At 42.1% G+C, this 14,329-nt stretch carries 12 protein-coding genes; 1 reads left to right on the top strand and 11 read right to left on the bottom strand.

Annotated elements, in window-relative coordinates; genetic code table 11:
• Positions 1-143: 143 nt before the first annotated feature.
• The 4 genes from AOC03_RS11350 to AOC03_RS11335 form a co-directional block, all read right to left on the bottom strand.
• Entirely contained in the window at positions 144-1,091 is a 948-nt protein-coding gene (locus tag AOC03_RS11350) for a LysR substrate-binding domain-containing protein (protein WP_062536089.1), read from the bottom strand.
• A 259-nt stretch (positions 1,092-1,350) separates the two neighbouring features.
• On the bottom strand, positions 1,351-3,141 hold the full coding sequence (locus AOC03_RS11345; protein ID WP_062536087.1) for a potassium/proton antiporter: 1,791 nt from the start codon (positions 3,139-3,141) through the stop codon (positions 1,351-1,353).
• Positions 3,142-3,573: 432 nt separating this feature from the next.
• Positions 3,574-3,912, bottom strand: a complete 339-nt coding sequence (locus AOC03_RS11340; RefSeq protein ID WP_062536084.1) for a RidA family protein — start codon at positions 3,910-3,912, stop codon at positions 3,574-3,576.
• A 128-nt stretch (positions 3,913-4,040) separates the two neighbouring features.
• On the bottom strand, positions 4,041-5,291 hold the full coding sequence (locus tag AOC03_RS11335) for an NAD(P)/FAD-dependent oxidoreductase (protein WP_062536082.1): 1,251 nt from the start codon (positions 5,289-5,291) through the stop codon (positions 4,041-4,043).
• Between the two features lie 248 nt (positions 5,292-5,539).
• Between AOC03_RS11335 and AOC03_RS11330 the strand changes: the two genes are divergently transcribed.
• Positions 5,540-5,884 carry a DMT family transporter gene (locus AOC03_RS11330; RefSeq protein ID WP_062536080.1) on the top strand — a complete coding sequence of 115 codons (345 nt, stop codon included), beginning with the start codon at positions 5,540-5,542 and terminating at the stop codon, positions 5,882-5,884.
• 32 nt (positions 5,885-5,916) lie between these two features.
• On the opposite strand, the gene AOC03_RS11325 is transcribed toward AOC03_RS11330, so the two are convergent.
• The 7 genes from AOC03_RS11325 to AOC03_RS11295 form a co-directional block, all read right to left on the bottom strand.
• A complete protein-coding gene (locus tag AOC03_RS11325; RefSeq protein WP_237182063.1) occupies positions 5,917-6,501 on the bottom strand; it encodes a histidine phosphatase family protein in 585 nt (194 codons plus the stop codon).
• Positions 6,502-6,530: 29 nt separating this feature from the next.
• Positions 6,531-7,367 (bottom strand): adenosylcobinamide-GDP ribazoletransferase, encoded by an 837-nt coding sequence (gene cobS, locus AOC03_RS11320; protein ID WP_062536077.1) that lies wholly within the window; start codon positions 7,365-7,367, stop codon positions 6,531-6,533.
• Positions 7,367-8,425, bottom strand: coding sequence for a nicotinate-nucleotide--dimethylbenzimidazole phosphoribosyltransferase (gene cobT, locus AOC03_RS11315; protein WP_062536075.1), 1,059 nt, complete (start codon positions 8,423-8,425; stop codon positions 7,367-7,369). Before cobT ends, cobS begins: the two co-directional genes overlap by 1 nt.
• 187 nt (positions 8,426-8,612) lie before the next feature.
• Positions 8,613-10,049: a serine hydrolase domain-containing protein gene (locus AOC03_RS11310; RefSeq protein ID WP_062536073.1), complete on the bottom strand. Its 1,437-nt coding sequence runs from the start codon at positions 10,047-10,049 to the stop codon at positions 8,613-8,615.
• A 111-nt stretch (positions 10,050-10,160) separates the two neighbouring features.
• Complete coding sequence (locus AOC03_RS11305; RefSeq protein WP_227514244.1) at positions 10,161-10,652, bottom strand: beta-lactamase hydrolase domain-containing protein; 492 nt, start codon at positions 10,650-10,652, stop codon at positions 10,161-10,163.
• Between the two features lie 51 nt (positions 10,653-10,703).
• Complete coding sequence (locus tag AOC03_RS11300; RefSeq protein WP_062536069.1) at positions 10,704-11,618, bottom strand: MaoC family dehydratase; 915 nt, start codon at positions 11,616-11,618, stop codon at positions 10,704-10,706.
• 361 nt (positions 11,619-11,979) lie between these two features.
• Positions 11,980-13,380, bottom strand: coding sequence for a 3-oxoacyl-ACP reductase (locus AOC03_RS11295; RefSeq protein ID WP_062536067.1), 1,401 nt, complete (start codon positions 13,378-13,380; stop codon positions 11,980-11,982).
• Positions 13,381-14,329 lie beyond the last annotated feature (949 nt).

Below are 14,329 nucleotides of genomic sequence, written 5' to 3'. Positions count from 1 at the left end.
TTAGTTAGTCACAAACATTAATTATTAACGTGAATTACTTATCATTAAACATAAAAAAGGCTGAGTATATACTCAGCTTTTGATGGCGTTATTCTTTATTAGCGATAAGAAAGACCTAATAACAAGACATAGCCATAAGAGCATCACTCAACTAATGCCAATATCTTCTGACATTGGTTAGATGTTTCAAGATAAGTCGTTACCCACTCCAAGATAGCTTTGACCTTATGAGATTGTCCAAGCGATATAGGATACGTCAGATAATAGCTACCACGACTCTTTGCCGCATAATCCCACGCCATTACCAACGCCCCTGACTGTAACTCTTGCGCCACCAGACGTAGAGGCACCAAGGCAATGCCATAACCGAGCATCGCTGCAATAATACACGCTTGAAACGTATCAAATCTCGGCCCTACAAAAGTACCGTCGATACTAATGTCTTGCTGCTTAAAATAATCATACCAAGCGCTTAAACGCGAGCTCAGTTGCAATAATACGCAGCCTTGTAGCGTATGAGTATCAAGCGTTTTATCCTGCAAATATTCAGGACTACAAACAGCAATGCAATATTCATCAAATAGCTTTACCGATTGCATGCCGCTCCAAATGCCATCGCCATAAAGAAAGGCGATATCTACATTTTGGTCTTCAGAAAAAAATGGACCGACCTGCTCATTGATATGAAGGTTTATTAACGGAAACTGTTGTCCAAACCCATTTAACGCTGGTAATAACCAACGCGAGCAGAATGTTGGATGCGCCACGATGGTAAGCACTTCGGTGTTGGTGCTGTGCGACATTAAATTAGTAGTCGCAATCTCAATATGCTTAAGTATCCCCAATACTTCCAAATAATACGTTTTGCCAGCAGGCGTCAATGAAATACGCTGCGGCGTACGATGAAACAGAGAAAGGTTCAGCATCTCCTCTAATTGCGCCACCTGCTTGCTCACAGCGCTTTGAGTCATGTGCATCTCTTGTGCAGCATTGGTAAAGCTTAAATGTCTAGCCGCAGTCTCAAAACATTGCAGCGCGGTGGTCGAAGGATACCTTCTAAAAGCCAAGGGTTTACTAGTGTCAGTGTTCATAGTGTGGTTTCTGTTCGCCCATATCAGTAAAAGTAAAGCCAATAGACTCTATTTTAAACTGTTTAGCGTCCTTTATACTTATAAAGCTTGTTAGCTTAAAGTATTTTTTGAACTGCCTAATATGCCATGCCGATAACACTATTTCTGTATTGAAAAGTAGAAAAATAATAAATCATTATTAGCACCCATATCTAGTCACTGAGCGGTTTAAAGCGTTTTGACAACATTCAATAATATCTTTAAAACTTAATATCATTTATCAAACCACCACTGGTAATTTTTCTTGTTTGAGACCAATGGTTCTCAGCGTACCTTTCGCATCGACCTCTTTAATCACTAACGACCATTCATCATTAATAGCCACCGTATCTCCTGAAACAGGGGCTGTATCTAAGCTTGAAACGATATATTCAGCCACGGTTTGTTGCCACATATTGGTTGACGTATCGTCCGTTTTAGACTTCAGCTTGGTCACTAGAGATTCAGATTCCATAACACCCGTAAAGAACGGTAAATCTCCCAGTTTAACGCTTGGAGATAACAACCAATCCCCATAAAAATCATCAATGGCTCTACGATCTAATTTCGTATCATTAAAAATTTGGGCAATTTGGTTGGCATGATTGCCGCGCATGGCATACCAAACATTGTCGCCAAACTGTAGCTGCGTGTCTTTATCCACCAGTATTAATTTTTGCCGACGAATTAAAGCAAAAAGGTTAATTTCATTAGGACTGATACGGGTTGAAACGGCTTTTGGATGCCGACCCGTTGCAAATGCACCTGCCTTTACTTCAAACTCATAGAGAGTAATGCTGGTATTGTCGGACACCCAAACTTCATGCTCTTCTTTTGGTTCATCGTTGGCAGGAATACGCACTTTAAAAAAGTCCGCCATAATAGGAATGGTCATCCCTTGCAATACTAAAGACAACACCACGACGCCAAACGCAATATCAAACAACATAAATGCGCCGTCTACCGCTGATATCACTGGCAGAATCGCAAGGGTAATCGGCACTGCACCACGCAAACCGACCCACGAAATAAAGCCTATTTCTCGATCTTTAAATTTAAAGGGTTTAACACTGGTATAAACGGCAATAGGACGGGCCACCAAAATCATAAAGGCGGCAATGGCGACCGAATAGTACCAAACGTTAATCACGTTTGATGGGGTGACCAATAACCCCAATACCACAAAAAGAACCGCTTGCGATAACCAAGCAAAGCTATCCATCACGCGCAGCACATGCTCAGTGGCGCGTCCCTTACGATTGCCAATCAGCACACCGGTTAAATACACTGCTAAAAAACCACTACCGCCAATTAAATTGGTCGCAGCAAAAACAGACAAGCCCGCCGATAATATTAAAATCGCATACATGCCTTCAGCTAAATGAATCTTCGGTAGCAATCTAGATAATAAGTAACCGGCAAGTAAGCCCATACCTAGCCCAAAGCCAAGTTGCTGTAATAACAAGCCTATAAAACCAAATATGGTCTGCCCTTCTGGATCCACATTGAGCGCAATTAGACCCGTAACCAACAGAATAGCTAAAGGGTCATTCGCTCCAGACTCTAGCTCTAGCGTGGCTTGTACGCGGTCGTTCAATTTCACGCCCCCATTACGCAATAGTGAAAACACTGCCGCCGCATCGGTTGAACCGACAATCGCCGCCATCAATAAGCCAATGCGCCAGTCCACATCCAATAGCCACGTGACAAAGATGCCTAATACCAATACGGTACATAGTACACCCCAAGTCGCTAACACGACCGCAGGCTTGAGACCTACCCGAAAAGATTGAAAAGAGGTGCGTAGTCCACCATCGAGCAAAATACAGGCAAGCGCGGCTTGTCCAATAAAATTTGCAATACCGTACTGTGAAAACTCAATACCCAAAATACCATCTTCACCCGCCAACATTCCGACGACCAAAAATAGCAATAACAACGGTACGCCTAAACGCGCAGATAACGTACTTGCCATGATACTGGCGAAAATTAACAATGCCCCTACGAGATATAGGATATTCAAGGTATCCATTTTTTTATAAACCCTATTATTTAATAACGCTATGAGTTAATAACGCTTGCGGTAACCAAATGCCCAAGTCTATGGATTTTGACTATATTGAAGAACGACAGATAGAATAACCTACATTTTAATTTTGCTAATGCCAAATGCGATGCCCTCCCTGACCTCCCATCCGCTATTTTTATCCGTCTCGTGACGGTGACTATCATATTCTGCTGTCCGCGATGACCTTTGTTAAAAAAGGCACTCCTTGAATAGTATATAGCGCTCAGGGTTTACTCAACCCCTTATTCAATAATAACGCTGCACAGCGGTTACTTTATGTCTGTATTTATCAATAAAAAAAGGACATGATAATGATTACCATGTCCTTTTTATGATTACTTATAAGTGCAACCACTTTAGCTTTAATAAGTTATAGCCGCTTTGATAATAAGATAATTATTCAGCAGCAATAACCGTTACTTCTACCAGTAATTCAGGACGTGCAAGCGCCGATTCGCCACAAGCGCGGGCTGGTGGTTGTACACCTTCAAACCATTTATCCCATACTTCATTCATTGCGGCATAATCTGACATGCTTTTTAACCAGACAGTGGCGGATAGCATTTTTGACTTATCGCTACCTGCTTCTTCGAGCAACGCTTCAACTTTTTCTAAACAGGTTAGCGTTTGGGTGGCGATATCATCCTCGGCATTGCCGGTTTGACCAGACAGATAAACAGTCTGATTATGAATGACAATTTTACTCATACGTTGGTTACTTTGCAGTTTTTGCATGCTGTTCATCCTTGTGTGTTTACTAACTATTTTTAGCTAACTTAACTATATGTAACTGATAGCGCTAACTGATAATTTTGAGGCAATATCTTAACATACTTATATTTGTGAATTATAAGTTAGAAACACTATGACTTAGAAAAACGCTGCGCATTAAACGGTTCGACATTGACGGTCAATGGCTTGTCATGAATCAGCTCTTCAACGAGACGTCCAGTAATGGGTCCTAAAGTAAAGCCTTGATGGCTATGACCAAAGGCAAACCAAAGATGTTCATGCTTGCCAGCTGGACCAATAACGGGCTTCATATCTGGCATACATGGACGTGAGCCTGCCCACGCCTCAGACTCAACCGCTTCATCTAATGGTAGTATCTTACGCGCCAATTTTAGCACGGTATTGAGCTGTCCAAAGTTCTTTGGTGCATCCATGGTGGTCATCTCAGCGCCGGTAGTAATACGAATACCTTGCTGCATCGGACCCATGACAAAGCCTTTATCCATATCAAACATACTGTGCTTGATGGTATTTTTTCCCGTGATTTTAAAATGCTGATGATAACCACGCATAGGGAATAGTGGCAAATCATAACCTAGTGGTTTGATTAATTCATTCGACCACGGACCAGCGGCAATTACCAAATCATCACTATAAAAAGTGCCGTTATCAGTAAAAACTTTCCAGCCATCCGCTTCCGGAGTAATTTCTTTTACGTCATTCTCTCTTATCTCGCCTTGCATCTCTTGAAAGCTTTTAGCATAGGCTTTAACAAGGGCACTTGGGTTAGAAACCTGCCAAGAGTTTAACCAATGAATCGCACCAACAAAACCATCGAAATTAGCATTAGGCTCCATCGCTTTTAATTCTTCAATGGTCAATACATTATGTTCAACACCCTGCTCGCGATCTTTGTCTGCCGCTGCAATTGCGCTTTTAAGCGTCTCTTCAGAGCGATGCAGTTGCAACCAGCCTTCGCGGCTGATTAGATTTTCAGCGCCAGAGGCGGTAATCATGGTCTGATGCTCATTGGTACAATGCTCAATCAGCGTCTGCCATTCTGCTTCTATTTTTTTAACAGAAGCGGGTGAAGAATATTTCCAATACTGCAGCAGCGCTTGATGATAACGTAGAATAGCCGGTATGCGATAGCGAATATCGGTGCCCTGATTGGGTAATACTCTGACCATCTCAGAGATTTGGCGGGGAAAAGGATGAGTATGAATGGCTTCACGCTGAATCAGTCCTGCATTACCGTAGGAAGTCTCTGACCCTGGTAATTTTTTATCCAACAATAAAACTTTTGAACCGTTTTTTTGTAAATGCCAAGCAGTCGATGTGCCAACCATACCGGCACCAATAACAATAACGTCGTAGCGCATAACCTATCCTTTTCTGTGATGGAAATATAGGAACTTAAAAAATTAGGAGCTTAAATATTTAACAGGTCATGGTAACGCTATTCAGAAAAATATAAAACCACTATCGAACCATTTTTTTTGTTAAGGGCTACTTTTATTTATGATTGCTATGAGAGAATAAGGCGAGACGAATTGCCTCTGTATAGTGTTGTTTGTGAATAGATTCTACTGATTACTTTTAAAAATAGTTTGGCTTTGGAGCTTGATGTATGAACCCTGTTTTTATTGGCTATGGATTTTTAATGTTGGCTATTATTTGTGAAATCATGGCGACGACGTTATTGGTAAAGTCCGAGCAGTTCACACGTCTGCTACCCACACTGTTGATGGCGGTACTATATATAGTCTCGTTTTACTTTTTGTCACAAACGCTTAAAACCATTCCTTTAGGCATTGCCTATGCGATTTGGGGCGGTATTGGTATCGTACTGACGGCGATTATCGGCATCGTCGTCTTTAAGCAAACGATTGATGCCGGAGCAGTGGCGGGTATTACTTTGATTGTCAGCGGGGTTATCGTGATTAATATATTTTCGCAAACGGTGGCTCATTAGAATGCAGGCATTAGCGTTTGGATTTTGGATTTTTAAACCTTTTTTGCGTATTTAAGGATACTCAACTGATTATAAACTACAGGAGCAGACCATTCTATTGCAAGTTGCGGTACGTCCTTGCCAGCCGTAATCATCTTAGCCGCATTAATCCAACCTGCATGACCCACTGCTAATACGGACATATCTATAGACGTAGAGATAGCACTTTGCTCAAGCATACGCGCATTTAACCAATCTTCAATACGATGAAACAACTGTTGCAGGCTTTCCCCATTTTCCGGTGCAAAGTGCGCAAAATTAGCACACCACTCATCAATTTCTTCTTTAGTAATCCGTACCCAAGGGCGACCATCCCAAGCGCCAAAATTAAGCTCAGTCAGGTCAGGCGAAATATGACACTGAAAGCCACGCTTTGCTAGCAGTTGACCCACTTTCAATGAGCGTTGTAAAGGACTAACCCAAATCACTTTGGGTAGATGATGCAGGCGCGCAAAATGCTGAATCTGATTGGCAAGGCGCTTTAGCTTGCGCCTATCAACACTCATATCGGTATGTCCAAGACAAATACCTTTTGCGGCAACAGGCTGAGGATGCCGCCAGATATATAAAGTCATCATAAATCGAACTACTCTTGATAATAGTGCATTTAGATAAAAGGTAGAGAAGCGGCAAGCCCTGCATAAATCGCAACTTCGCTCAACTGCTGAGTCGCTCCCAAACCGTCACCCGTATAGCCGCCTAAGCGTCGACGTAGTAACCGCCGCATATAATCAGTGGCGATTAACGCAAGCACTAATGCCAATAACCAATGCCAAATACTAATTTGGCGCATCGTATTAGGAAACATCGCAATCACTACAGCGATGCCTACTAGCAGCCAACCACTTGCCATCAATCCTTGCAATGGCGTCAATTGCTGCGCCATCGGTTTGGCTTTGGCATGTTCAATTTCACCACCGTAAGGTAAGAATGTAATCAAACTGATAGAGAATAAACGCGACGCGCTATGCCCGATAATAAGTGCCACCAAAGCCACTGATAACGGCATTGACGCTAACAAGGTAACTTTAAGCAATAACGCACTGACTAATCCCAACGTCCCATAAGTACCTAGGCGCGAGTCTTTCATAATCGTCAAGGTACGCTCGCGCGTCAGACCGCCACCCAGACCATCACAAGTATCAGCTAGACCGTCTTCGTGAAACGCGCCAGTCAGCTTAATGCTAAAAGCCGTACTGATAACCGCAGCTACCAAAGGATTAAATAAACTACTACTCAGCCAAAAGACCAGCGCACAAAGTAGTCCTATCAACAAGCCAACTGCCGGAAAATGCCGACTACTTTGGTGTAGCCACTGCGGTTGGTAGTTTGTAAACTCAGGTACTGGGATGCGCGTTAAAAACTGCGTGGCAACCAACAGCAGCCGACACTCATGTTTTATCCTTTGCAATAATCGCTGCCCTGATGAATGAGGATATGACATCAGCTGTTTTGCTCACTGATGCCCGCATCACTAAAACTTGCCATCTCATTCATAATGGCACAAGCCGATTGTAATAACGGATAGGCTAGCGCCGCGCCACTACCTTCCCCTAGTCTCATATGCAGATTCAATAGTGGCGTGGCATGTAATAATTGCAGTAAAATTTCATGCCCTGGCTCTGCGGAATGATGGGCAAAGATGGCATATTGACGAACACCCGGTGCTAAATGCTCTGCAACCAACAAAGCAATACTGGCAATAAAGCCATCAATTAATAAAATCTGGCGTTGGCTAGCGGCTTGTATCAACGCCCCAACCATCATTGCAATTTCAAGACCGCCTAATGCCGCCAGTGCGGCAAATGGCGTTATAGCATCTTCATGACGTTGCAAGACTTGCGTTAAAATCTGCTCTTTTCGCAGTAGTCCAGCATCATCTAGCCCAGTGCCGCGACCGATACAATCAGCAATGGGTAAGTTCCCTAATCTAGCCAGCAACAAACTGGCAGCAGAGGTATTACCAATACCCATTTCACCAACAATGAGTAAATTACCTGTTAATTGCTTGGCAACTTCCATACCGTTATTAAGGGCGATCACGCACTCTTCATCTGTCATCGCTTGCTCATTGAGCGCATCACGGCTGCCATGGCGCACTTTATAATCAAGCAATTGCGGCTGATTTTTAAAAGCAGCACTGTCAAAATCTGTCGCTACACCTGCATCAACTACCTTTAATTCAATATTATGCTGACGTGCCAAGACATTAATTGCAGCACCGCCTTGTAAGAAATTCAGCACCATCTGCGCAGTAACGGCACTAGGAAATGCCGACGTACCATGCACTGCCAAGCCATGATCGGCAGCAAACACTCGAATCTGTGGCTGCTTAATTTGTGGAGAAGTCGTTCCTAGAATCAGACCAATTTGCAATGCTAAGGTTTCAAGTTTCCCGAGTGCACCCAGCGGTTTGGTTTTTGAATCTATTATTTGCTGTAGCTGTAGGCGTAAATCATTACTTTCTATATTAGCTATAGTGGGCGCTGTAAATGTGTTCAATGAAGGAGTCCTGACGGTAATGAATATAAAATAAATGGGTGCAAATGAATACCGCATACTAGCAGATTATGAGGCTTTAACATTTATGAAGTTGTTATTTTTACTCTAAAATGGCAGCTATTTCCTAACTTTATAGTTATGTATAACATTGAGATTAGCCTCATATCTGCCGATTTTAACGTCCTCATTATTTATCTAAAACGTCACTATCAATCATACTTAATAGCGCTTCAGTCAGTGCAAATTGGCGGATATCATTCAGCATGGTCACATCAAAATTATGAACAAAGGCAAAGGATAATTGCCGCGCAGGAGAACACCAAGCAACCGAGCCGTTATAGCCCATATGCCCAAAACCTTGGGCTGCTACGCTTTCATTTTGAGCCTGAATAAGGCTTTGATTATCATTTTGGCACAGGTGAACTAAACGATGATAACCCAAACGCCAGTCCATATTAGTTGGCATCACTGCATCAATACCCGAAATTTGTGGTGTAGATAATTGGATAAACGTTGCCTGATTAATCAAAATTTTACCTTGCCACACGCCACCATTTGCGAGCATGGCATAAATAGTCGCCAACGCTTGCGCTGAGGCAACCCCATTAACTGCAGGCATTACTGCTTGTAGCGTGCGTTCATCATAATAATCAATAGGCGTTGGACTGTTGGGCAATAATGCGGCTTTATAATTTTTTAAATTAAGCTGACTATGGTCAAAATACAAACGATTGATTTGGGTTGCTGTCAATTTATTCTGTATTGATGCAAGATTTCCATCATTAGCAATCTGTTGCCAACAAGAGTAACTGGGCAAACTAGCATAAGTATTCAGTGTCGCTTCAGAGTCTACTTTTAGCACGGGCTTATGTCGTTTACTGCGCTTTTGGCTACTGTCTGAGCTATTGGGATTTACACTTTCAGGCTGACTACTGGTAAAGTTTTTTACTAAGGTAGCCACACGGTTTGCTTTATCAGCAGGCACACCGTAATAACAGCTATCTGCAATACCTAACGGCTCCGTTAAATAATGACGTAGCGCATCAGCCAACGACATATCAGTAGCGGCTTCTATCAACCCGCCTAGCACCCAACCATAAACCAGTGCACTATAAGCGCTGTCATAGTGCTGGGCATTATCGGGCTTGGTTGTTGGCATCGCAGCCACTTTTTCCAACATCCCATGCCAATCAAGGAGCGCTTCACTATCAGTATCTATCGTAGTAATCGCAAAGAGATTGGCTTGATGCGACATCACAGCACGTAAGGTGATATCTTCTTTGCCATTGGCAGAAAATGCCGACCAATAGCTCGCAATCGGTGCGTCATAGTCAAGTAATTGCTGTGATACTAGGACATGTACTAAGGTTGCCAGCACCCCTTTACCCGTAGAAAAATTCAGGGATAACGTATCAGGCTGCCATGGCATTTCTAATTGAGCCATCCCAACGCTTGCCTGTGCGATACACTTGCCAGCCTGATAAACGACCAATGCGCCACCTGCTGGCGCATCATCCAATTGCAAGTCAGTCAATATCTGCTGTAGTCGTTGTTCAAGTTGTTGATTAATATGACAGTGACTACTGTTATGAGAATAATTGTTGTTATTATGACTTTCTGTCATTGTTACCTCGTTATTATTGGTTCATTAAGGTCAGCATTAAAAAAGGCAACCTAGTGGTCGCCTGTTTTTTTAATAAGCCGCATTTATTAGTAGGCACATTTGGTTTAAATTTTAACGTGGCACTAATAAGCGATTGTGCACCTCTTGTTCAAGCCCTGTCAAACCATGGCTATATCCACGCTCCATCGCAGTTTCTATCTTACGCCCACGCAACCAACCGGCACGCAGGGCTGACGCTGCCCCCACCCGATTGCCAGACTTGCAATGCATGGCTATTTTTTTACCATGATACTGCCGCAATAAATTATCAAATGCCAAAATTTTCAGCTGTTTTAAGTCGTCAGCACCGCTTATAGACAGTTGCTCATACTGCATGCCAGTTTTTTTAACAGCGGTCGCCTCATCAAAGCTCAGCTCCTCATCGGGTTGTAAATTAATAACAAGCTCAACACCGGCTGCTGCTAATGCTGCCACTTTATCCTTATCAAGCGCCCCGCATACAATAGTTTGTGCATCAGGGCGAAAATAAGGGACGAGCGCGTCTGCAAGCGCAATGCCGTTATCGTTATCGGTATTGGTTAATTCTTGGATAGTTTGAGTCATAGTCATCATTCTGATATTTAAATACGGATGTTGGAATTGGAAGTGTTTAGCTTACTTATCGTCGCTCAGCAATTTAACCAAACCCGCAAGATGCGGTTTATCATTTTTGGCACTATATAAACCAAAATGACAGCTGTCCTCTGCAGTTTTGAGTTTAGAGATTGGCTCAGCAATCAGCTCTACTTCTGACGGCAAAAATATTGGTAATTTAAAAGAGACATTAACTGTGCAAGCATCTGGTAATACGCCCATCATGCCCAAACATTTGGCTTTAGACCACATGCCATGCGCAATCGCTTTTGGAAAACCAAAGGCACGCGCTGATAAAGGATGCAAATGAATTAGGTTGAAATCACCAGAAACAAAGGCATAACGACGACCAATATCCTCGGGCACTTCAAAAATATTATGCACGCCCTTTTCATCTACCATCGGTTTTACGTTTACCGGACGTGGTTTACTTTTATCGCCAGTGCTTTCCGGTTTTTTGCCACGCGCTAGATAGGTTGATACTCCTTCCCAAATAATATCGTCTTGCGACTTAACCGTAGTCACAAAGTCAAACTGCTGACCTTGCGTGTGGTCACGTAAATTGGCAAAAGTCACGGACATATTCACCGTTTCACGCTCGCCGATAGGACGATATTGGGTCACACTATTGTCTACATGTACCAAACCTAGCATGGTAAAGGGGAAGGCTTCTTTGACCATCATATTCATTTGTAAGGCTTGCGAGAGTACGGCAAAGTAAGTAATGGGTATTTTACCATTATCCGCAAAACCGCAAATCTTACGATAGTCGTTAAGGTTGCCCTGATCAATGTGTAGATCATCCACAAAATAGGTCGCTTGCGGCAACGCATCTTTACCGACTTTTGAGTGATCACCGATAGGCAATAAGCTTTTGATGATATTGGCGTAGGTAGTATGCGCTTTCGGCAACGCATCATAGTGTTTATCTGACATAAATCAATCCTAAGTGGGGCTTTGGCGAGTTTTCTTTAAGTATGAGCTAATTTCTTATTGACAGTTGTTTTACAGTACTTTTATTTTACAGTACTTTGTTGAGTATTTGCTGAAATGCTGCATTAAACACGTTACTAAATAAATCATTGAAAAAAGTTATTTAAACAAATTAACCATTTAGAAAAGCAGCTTATTTCATCAATCGTATATTTTTATCATGAAAAAGCCGCCCGTAGGCAGCTTTTTTACACTTTAATATCAATTCTTTCGTAAATAGTTATGATTTTAGTCATTACCATTAGCTATCAGTGGTTATCATTGATTCATTAGCCTAGCCATTAACTGACTAAGTTTTGACTATTTATGCACCAAGTAAACTTTGACCACAAACGCGTACCGTATTACCATTTAGTCCACCAGATGCTGGTGACGCCAACCATGCAATAGTTTCAGCAACGTCAACAGGTAAGCCGCCTTGACTCATGGAATTCATACGACGTCCCGCTTCACGAATGGCAAATGGAATCGCTTCCGTCATTTGCGTTTCGATAAATCCTGGGGCAACAGCATTAATAGTCATGCCTTTATCGTTATCGGCTAACTGCTTGGCGGTAGCATCAACCAGTCCAATGACACCCGCTTTCGACGTAGCATAGTTAGTTTGACCCAAGTTGCCTGCGATACCTGAAATTGATGAGACGCAAACGATACGCGCGTTATCTTTTAGCACTTCGTTATCAAACATATAACGATTCAGCTTAGCGATACTGGCTAAATTGATATTCAGTACCATGTCCCATTTTTGCTCATCCATTTTTGCTAAGGTTTTATCACGTGTCACCCCAGCATTATGGATAACGGCATCTAAACCACCACGCTTTTCAGCGGCTTCCGCAATCTGCTTGCCAGCATCATCACTGGTGATATCAACCATCAATGTTGCACCGCTAATCTCACTCGCCACTTTTTGTAAATCTACTTGCTGCTGCGGCACATCTAAACAAATCACATGCGCGCCTTCGCGAGCTAACACGCGCGCAATCGCCTCGCCAATACCGCGACTTGCACCCGTAACCAGCATAGTTTTACCACCTAACGGTTGTGACCAGTCGACAGCAACAGCATTGCCTTTATCGACACGGACTACTTGACCTGAAACATAAGCTGAACGAGCTGAGGTGAAAAAACGCAACGTTGAATCAAGATTTTGCTCCGCGCCTGCGCCAACATAAATCAATTGGGCAGTAATGCCACGTTTAAATTCTTTACCAACCGACTTTACAAACCCTTCAAGCGCACGCTGCGCCAATGCGGTCTCGATATCTTCAATCGCTTCTGGCGGACGACCAATAATAATGACGCGACCTGAATTTTCTACATGACTCGCAACCACGTGAAAAAACGCATACACTTGCTTGAGCTCGGACACGTTACTAATATTACTGGCATCGAACACTAATATTTTGAATTTATCTTCATCCTCTGTGTTGGTTTTGGCTTCAATACCCGCGTCAGCAAGCGTAGCTGTGATACCGTCATCACTATTGACAAACACCTCGGCATGCAGCTCAGATAAAATACGAGCGACTGACTGACTAACGCGCTTATCTTCACCGATGGCTGAACCAATCAAAACGCTACCACGTACCAAACGCTGACCACTTTCAAAGCGATCAAGATTTACCGGCAGTGGCAAACCTAGATTTTTCGCGACTTTTTTACCAATAGAAGACTGAACAAAATTACCGTAACGGTCTGACATAATATAATCCTGTGGTTAAAAATTAAAAGGTTTATTAACAATAAAAGAATTTGAGGCGCTTTATTATTATAATACGATATTTTAATGTACTGCTTATAAAGGCGAATCAGCTACACTATTATTAGAATTTAGTAAATGGCGATTGGTTCATAAATACCTTTAAAACGACACTTAACTATACACGGACACGGTAAATATGTCCAAAATCTAATAAAGTCCATACAAATTCGTAAACAGCCAGTCTACAACTTAATAACTTTCCGCATACTTCAATCTCTAAGGCGTATGGTAGAATCAAATATATAGGTTATGACTTATACGCTTAATAATAACCATATATTATCAAATATGCTTTTTTATAATTCATATAAATAAGACTGACCAGTATTATGTTGAGATTTTTAACACTTGCCATTAAGTTATAGTAAACGTTTTACTTAGGTTTTATTTAGATTTTACTTGAAAGATTACATTCGTTACCTGATTTGCTAAAGACATACAATACTGTCGTACAAAGCAATTATGATAAGCCACTGATTTGCTATATATTAATACCACCTTTTATTTGTGATGCCTTTTTATCATTATTTTTTATCGCTACATTAGGCATTTGCATATTTCGCGCCACTTTTACCTTTCGTCTTTTTATAGACTCGTTTTAAGGATAATGTTATGAGTAACGAAAACACTAACTCTACAAGCCCAGTCGTTGACAGCGTTGTGGTTAAAACCAGTGATACGGATAATAGCAAAAACATTCCTAGTGCTAAAACCAAAGCCGATACCACCAGTGATTCTTTTGCCAAGCTTAAAAAAGCCACTGATATTGTCGATGCGGATGGTAAACCTGTAGACAATAGCGCTGAGAACGAACAAGCGCAGAAAAAAGCTAAAATTAAAGCCGATCTGCTGGCTGAAGCTGAGCTTGAAGCATCTGACGAGCCTACTA

This window comes from Psychrobacter urativorans (genome assembly GCF_001298525.1).
Taxonomy (GTDB): Bacteria; Pseudomonadota; Gammaproteobacteria; order Pseudomonadales; family Moraxellaceae; genus Psychrobacter; species Psychrobacter urativorans_A.
The sequence above is the reverse complement of the archived record's forward strand: the minus strand, read 5'-3'. Positions and strand labels throughout refer to the sequence as shown.

What these genes read in the sequence shown, in the direction of transcription:
- AOC03_RS11345 (WP_062536087.1), bottom strand. Translation starts at nt 3,141, where the DNA reads ATGGATACCTTGAATATCCTATATCTCGTAGGGGCATTGTTAATTTTC.
- AOC03_RS11305 (WP_227514244.1), bottom strand. Translation starts at nt 10,652, where the DNA reads ATGACTCAAACTATCCAAGAATTAACCAATACCGATAACGATAACGGC.
- cobS (WP_062536077.1), bottom strand. Translation starts at nt 7,367, where the DNA reads ATGTCATATCCTCATTCATCAGGGCAGCGATTATTGCAAAGGATAAAA.
- AOC03_RS11335 (WP_062536082.1), bottom strand. Translation starts at nt 5,291, where the DNA reads ATGCGCTACGACGTTATTGTTATTGGTGCCGGTATGGTTGGCACATCG.
- AOC03_RS11340 (WP_062536084.1), bottom strand. Translation starts at nt 3,912, where the DNA reads ATGCAAAAACTGCAAAGTAACCAACGTATGAGTAAAATTGTCATTCAT.
- AOC03_RS11300 (WP_062536069.1), bottom strand. Translation starts at nt 11,618, where the DNA reads ATGTCAGATAAACACTATGATGCGTTGCCGAAAGCGCATACTACCTAC.
- AOC03_RS11325 (WP_237182063.1), bottom strand. Translation starts at nt 6,501, where the DNA reads ATGATGACTTTATATATCTGGCGGCATCCTCAGCCTGTTGCCGCAAAA.
- AOC03_RS11350 (WP_062536089.1), bottom strand. Translation starts at nt 1,091, where the DNA reads ATGAACACTGACACTAGTAAACCCTTGGCTTTTAGAAGGTATCCTTCG.
- AOC03_RS11330 (WP_062536080.1), top strand. Translation starts at nt 5,540, where the DNA reads ATGAACCCTGTTTTTATTGGCTATGGATTTTTAATGTTGGCTATTATT.
- AOC03_RS11310 (WP_062536073.1), bottom strand. Translation starts at nt 10,049, where the DNA reads ATGACAGAAAGTCATAATAACAACAATTATTCTCATAACAGTAGTCAC.
- AOC03_RS11295 (WP_062536067.1), bottom strand. Translation starts at nt 13,380, where the DNA reads ATGTCAGACCGTTACGGTAATTTTGTTCAGTCTTCTATTGGTAAAAAA.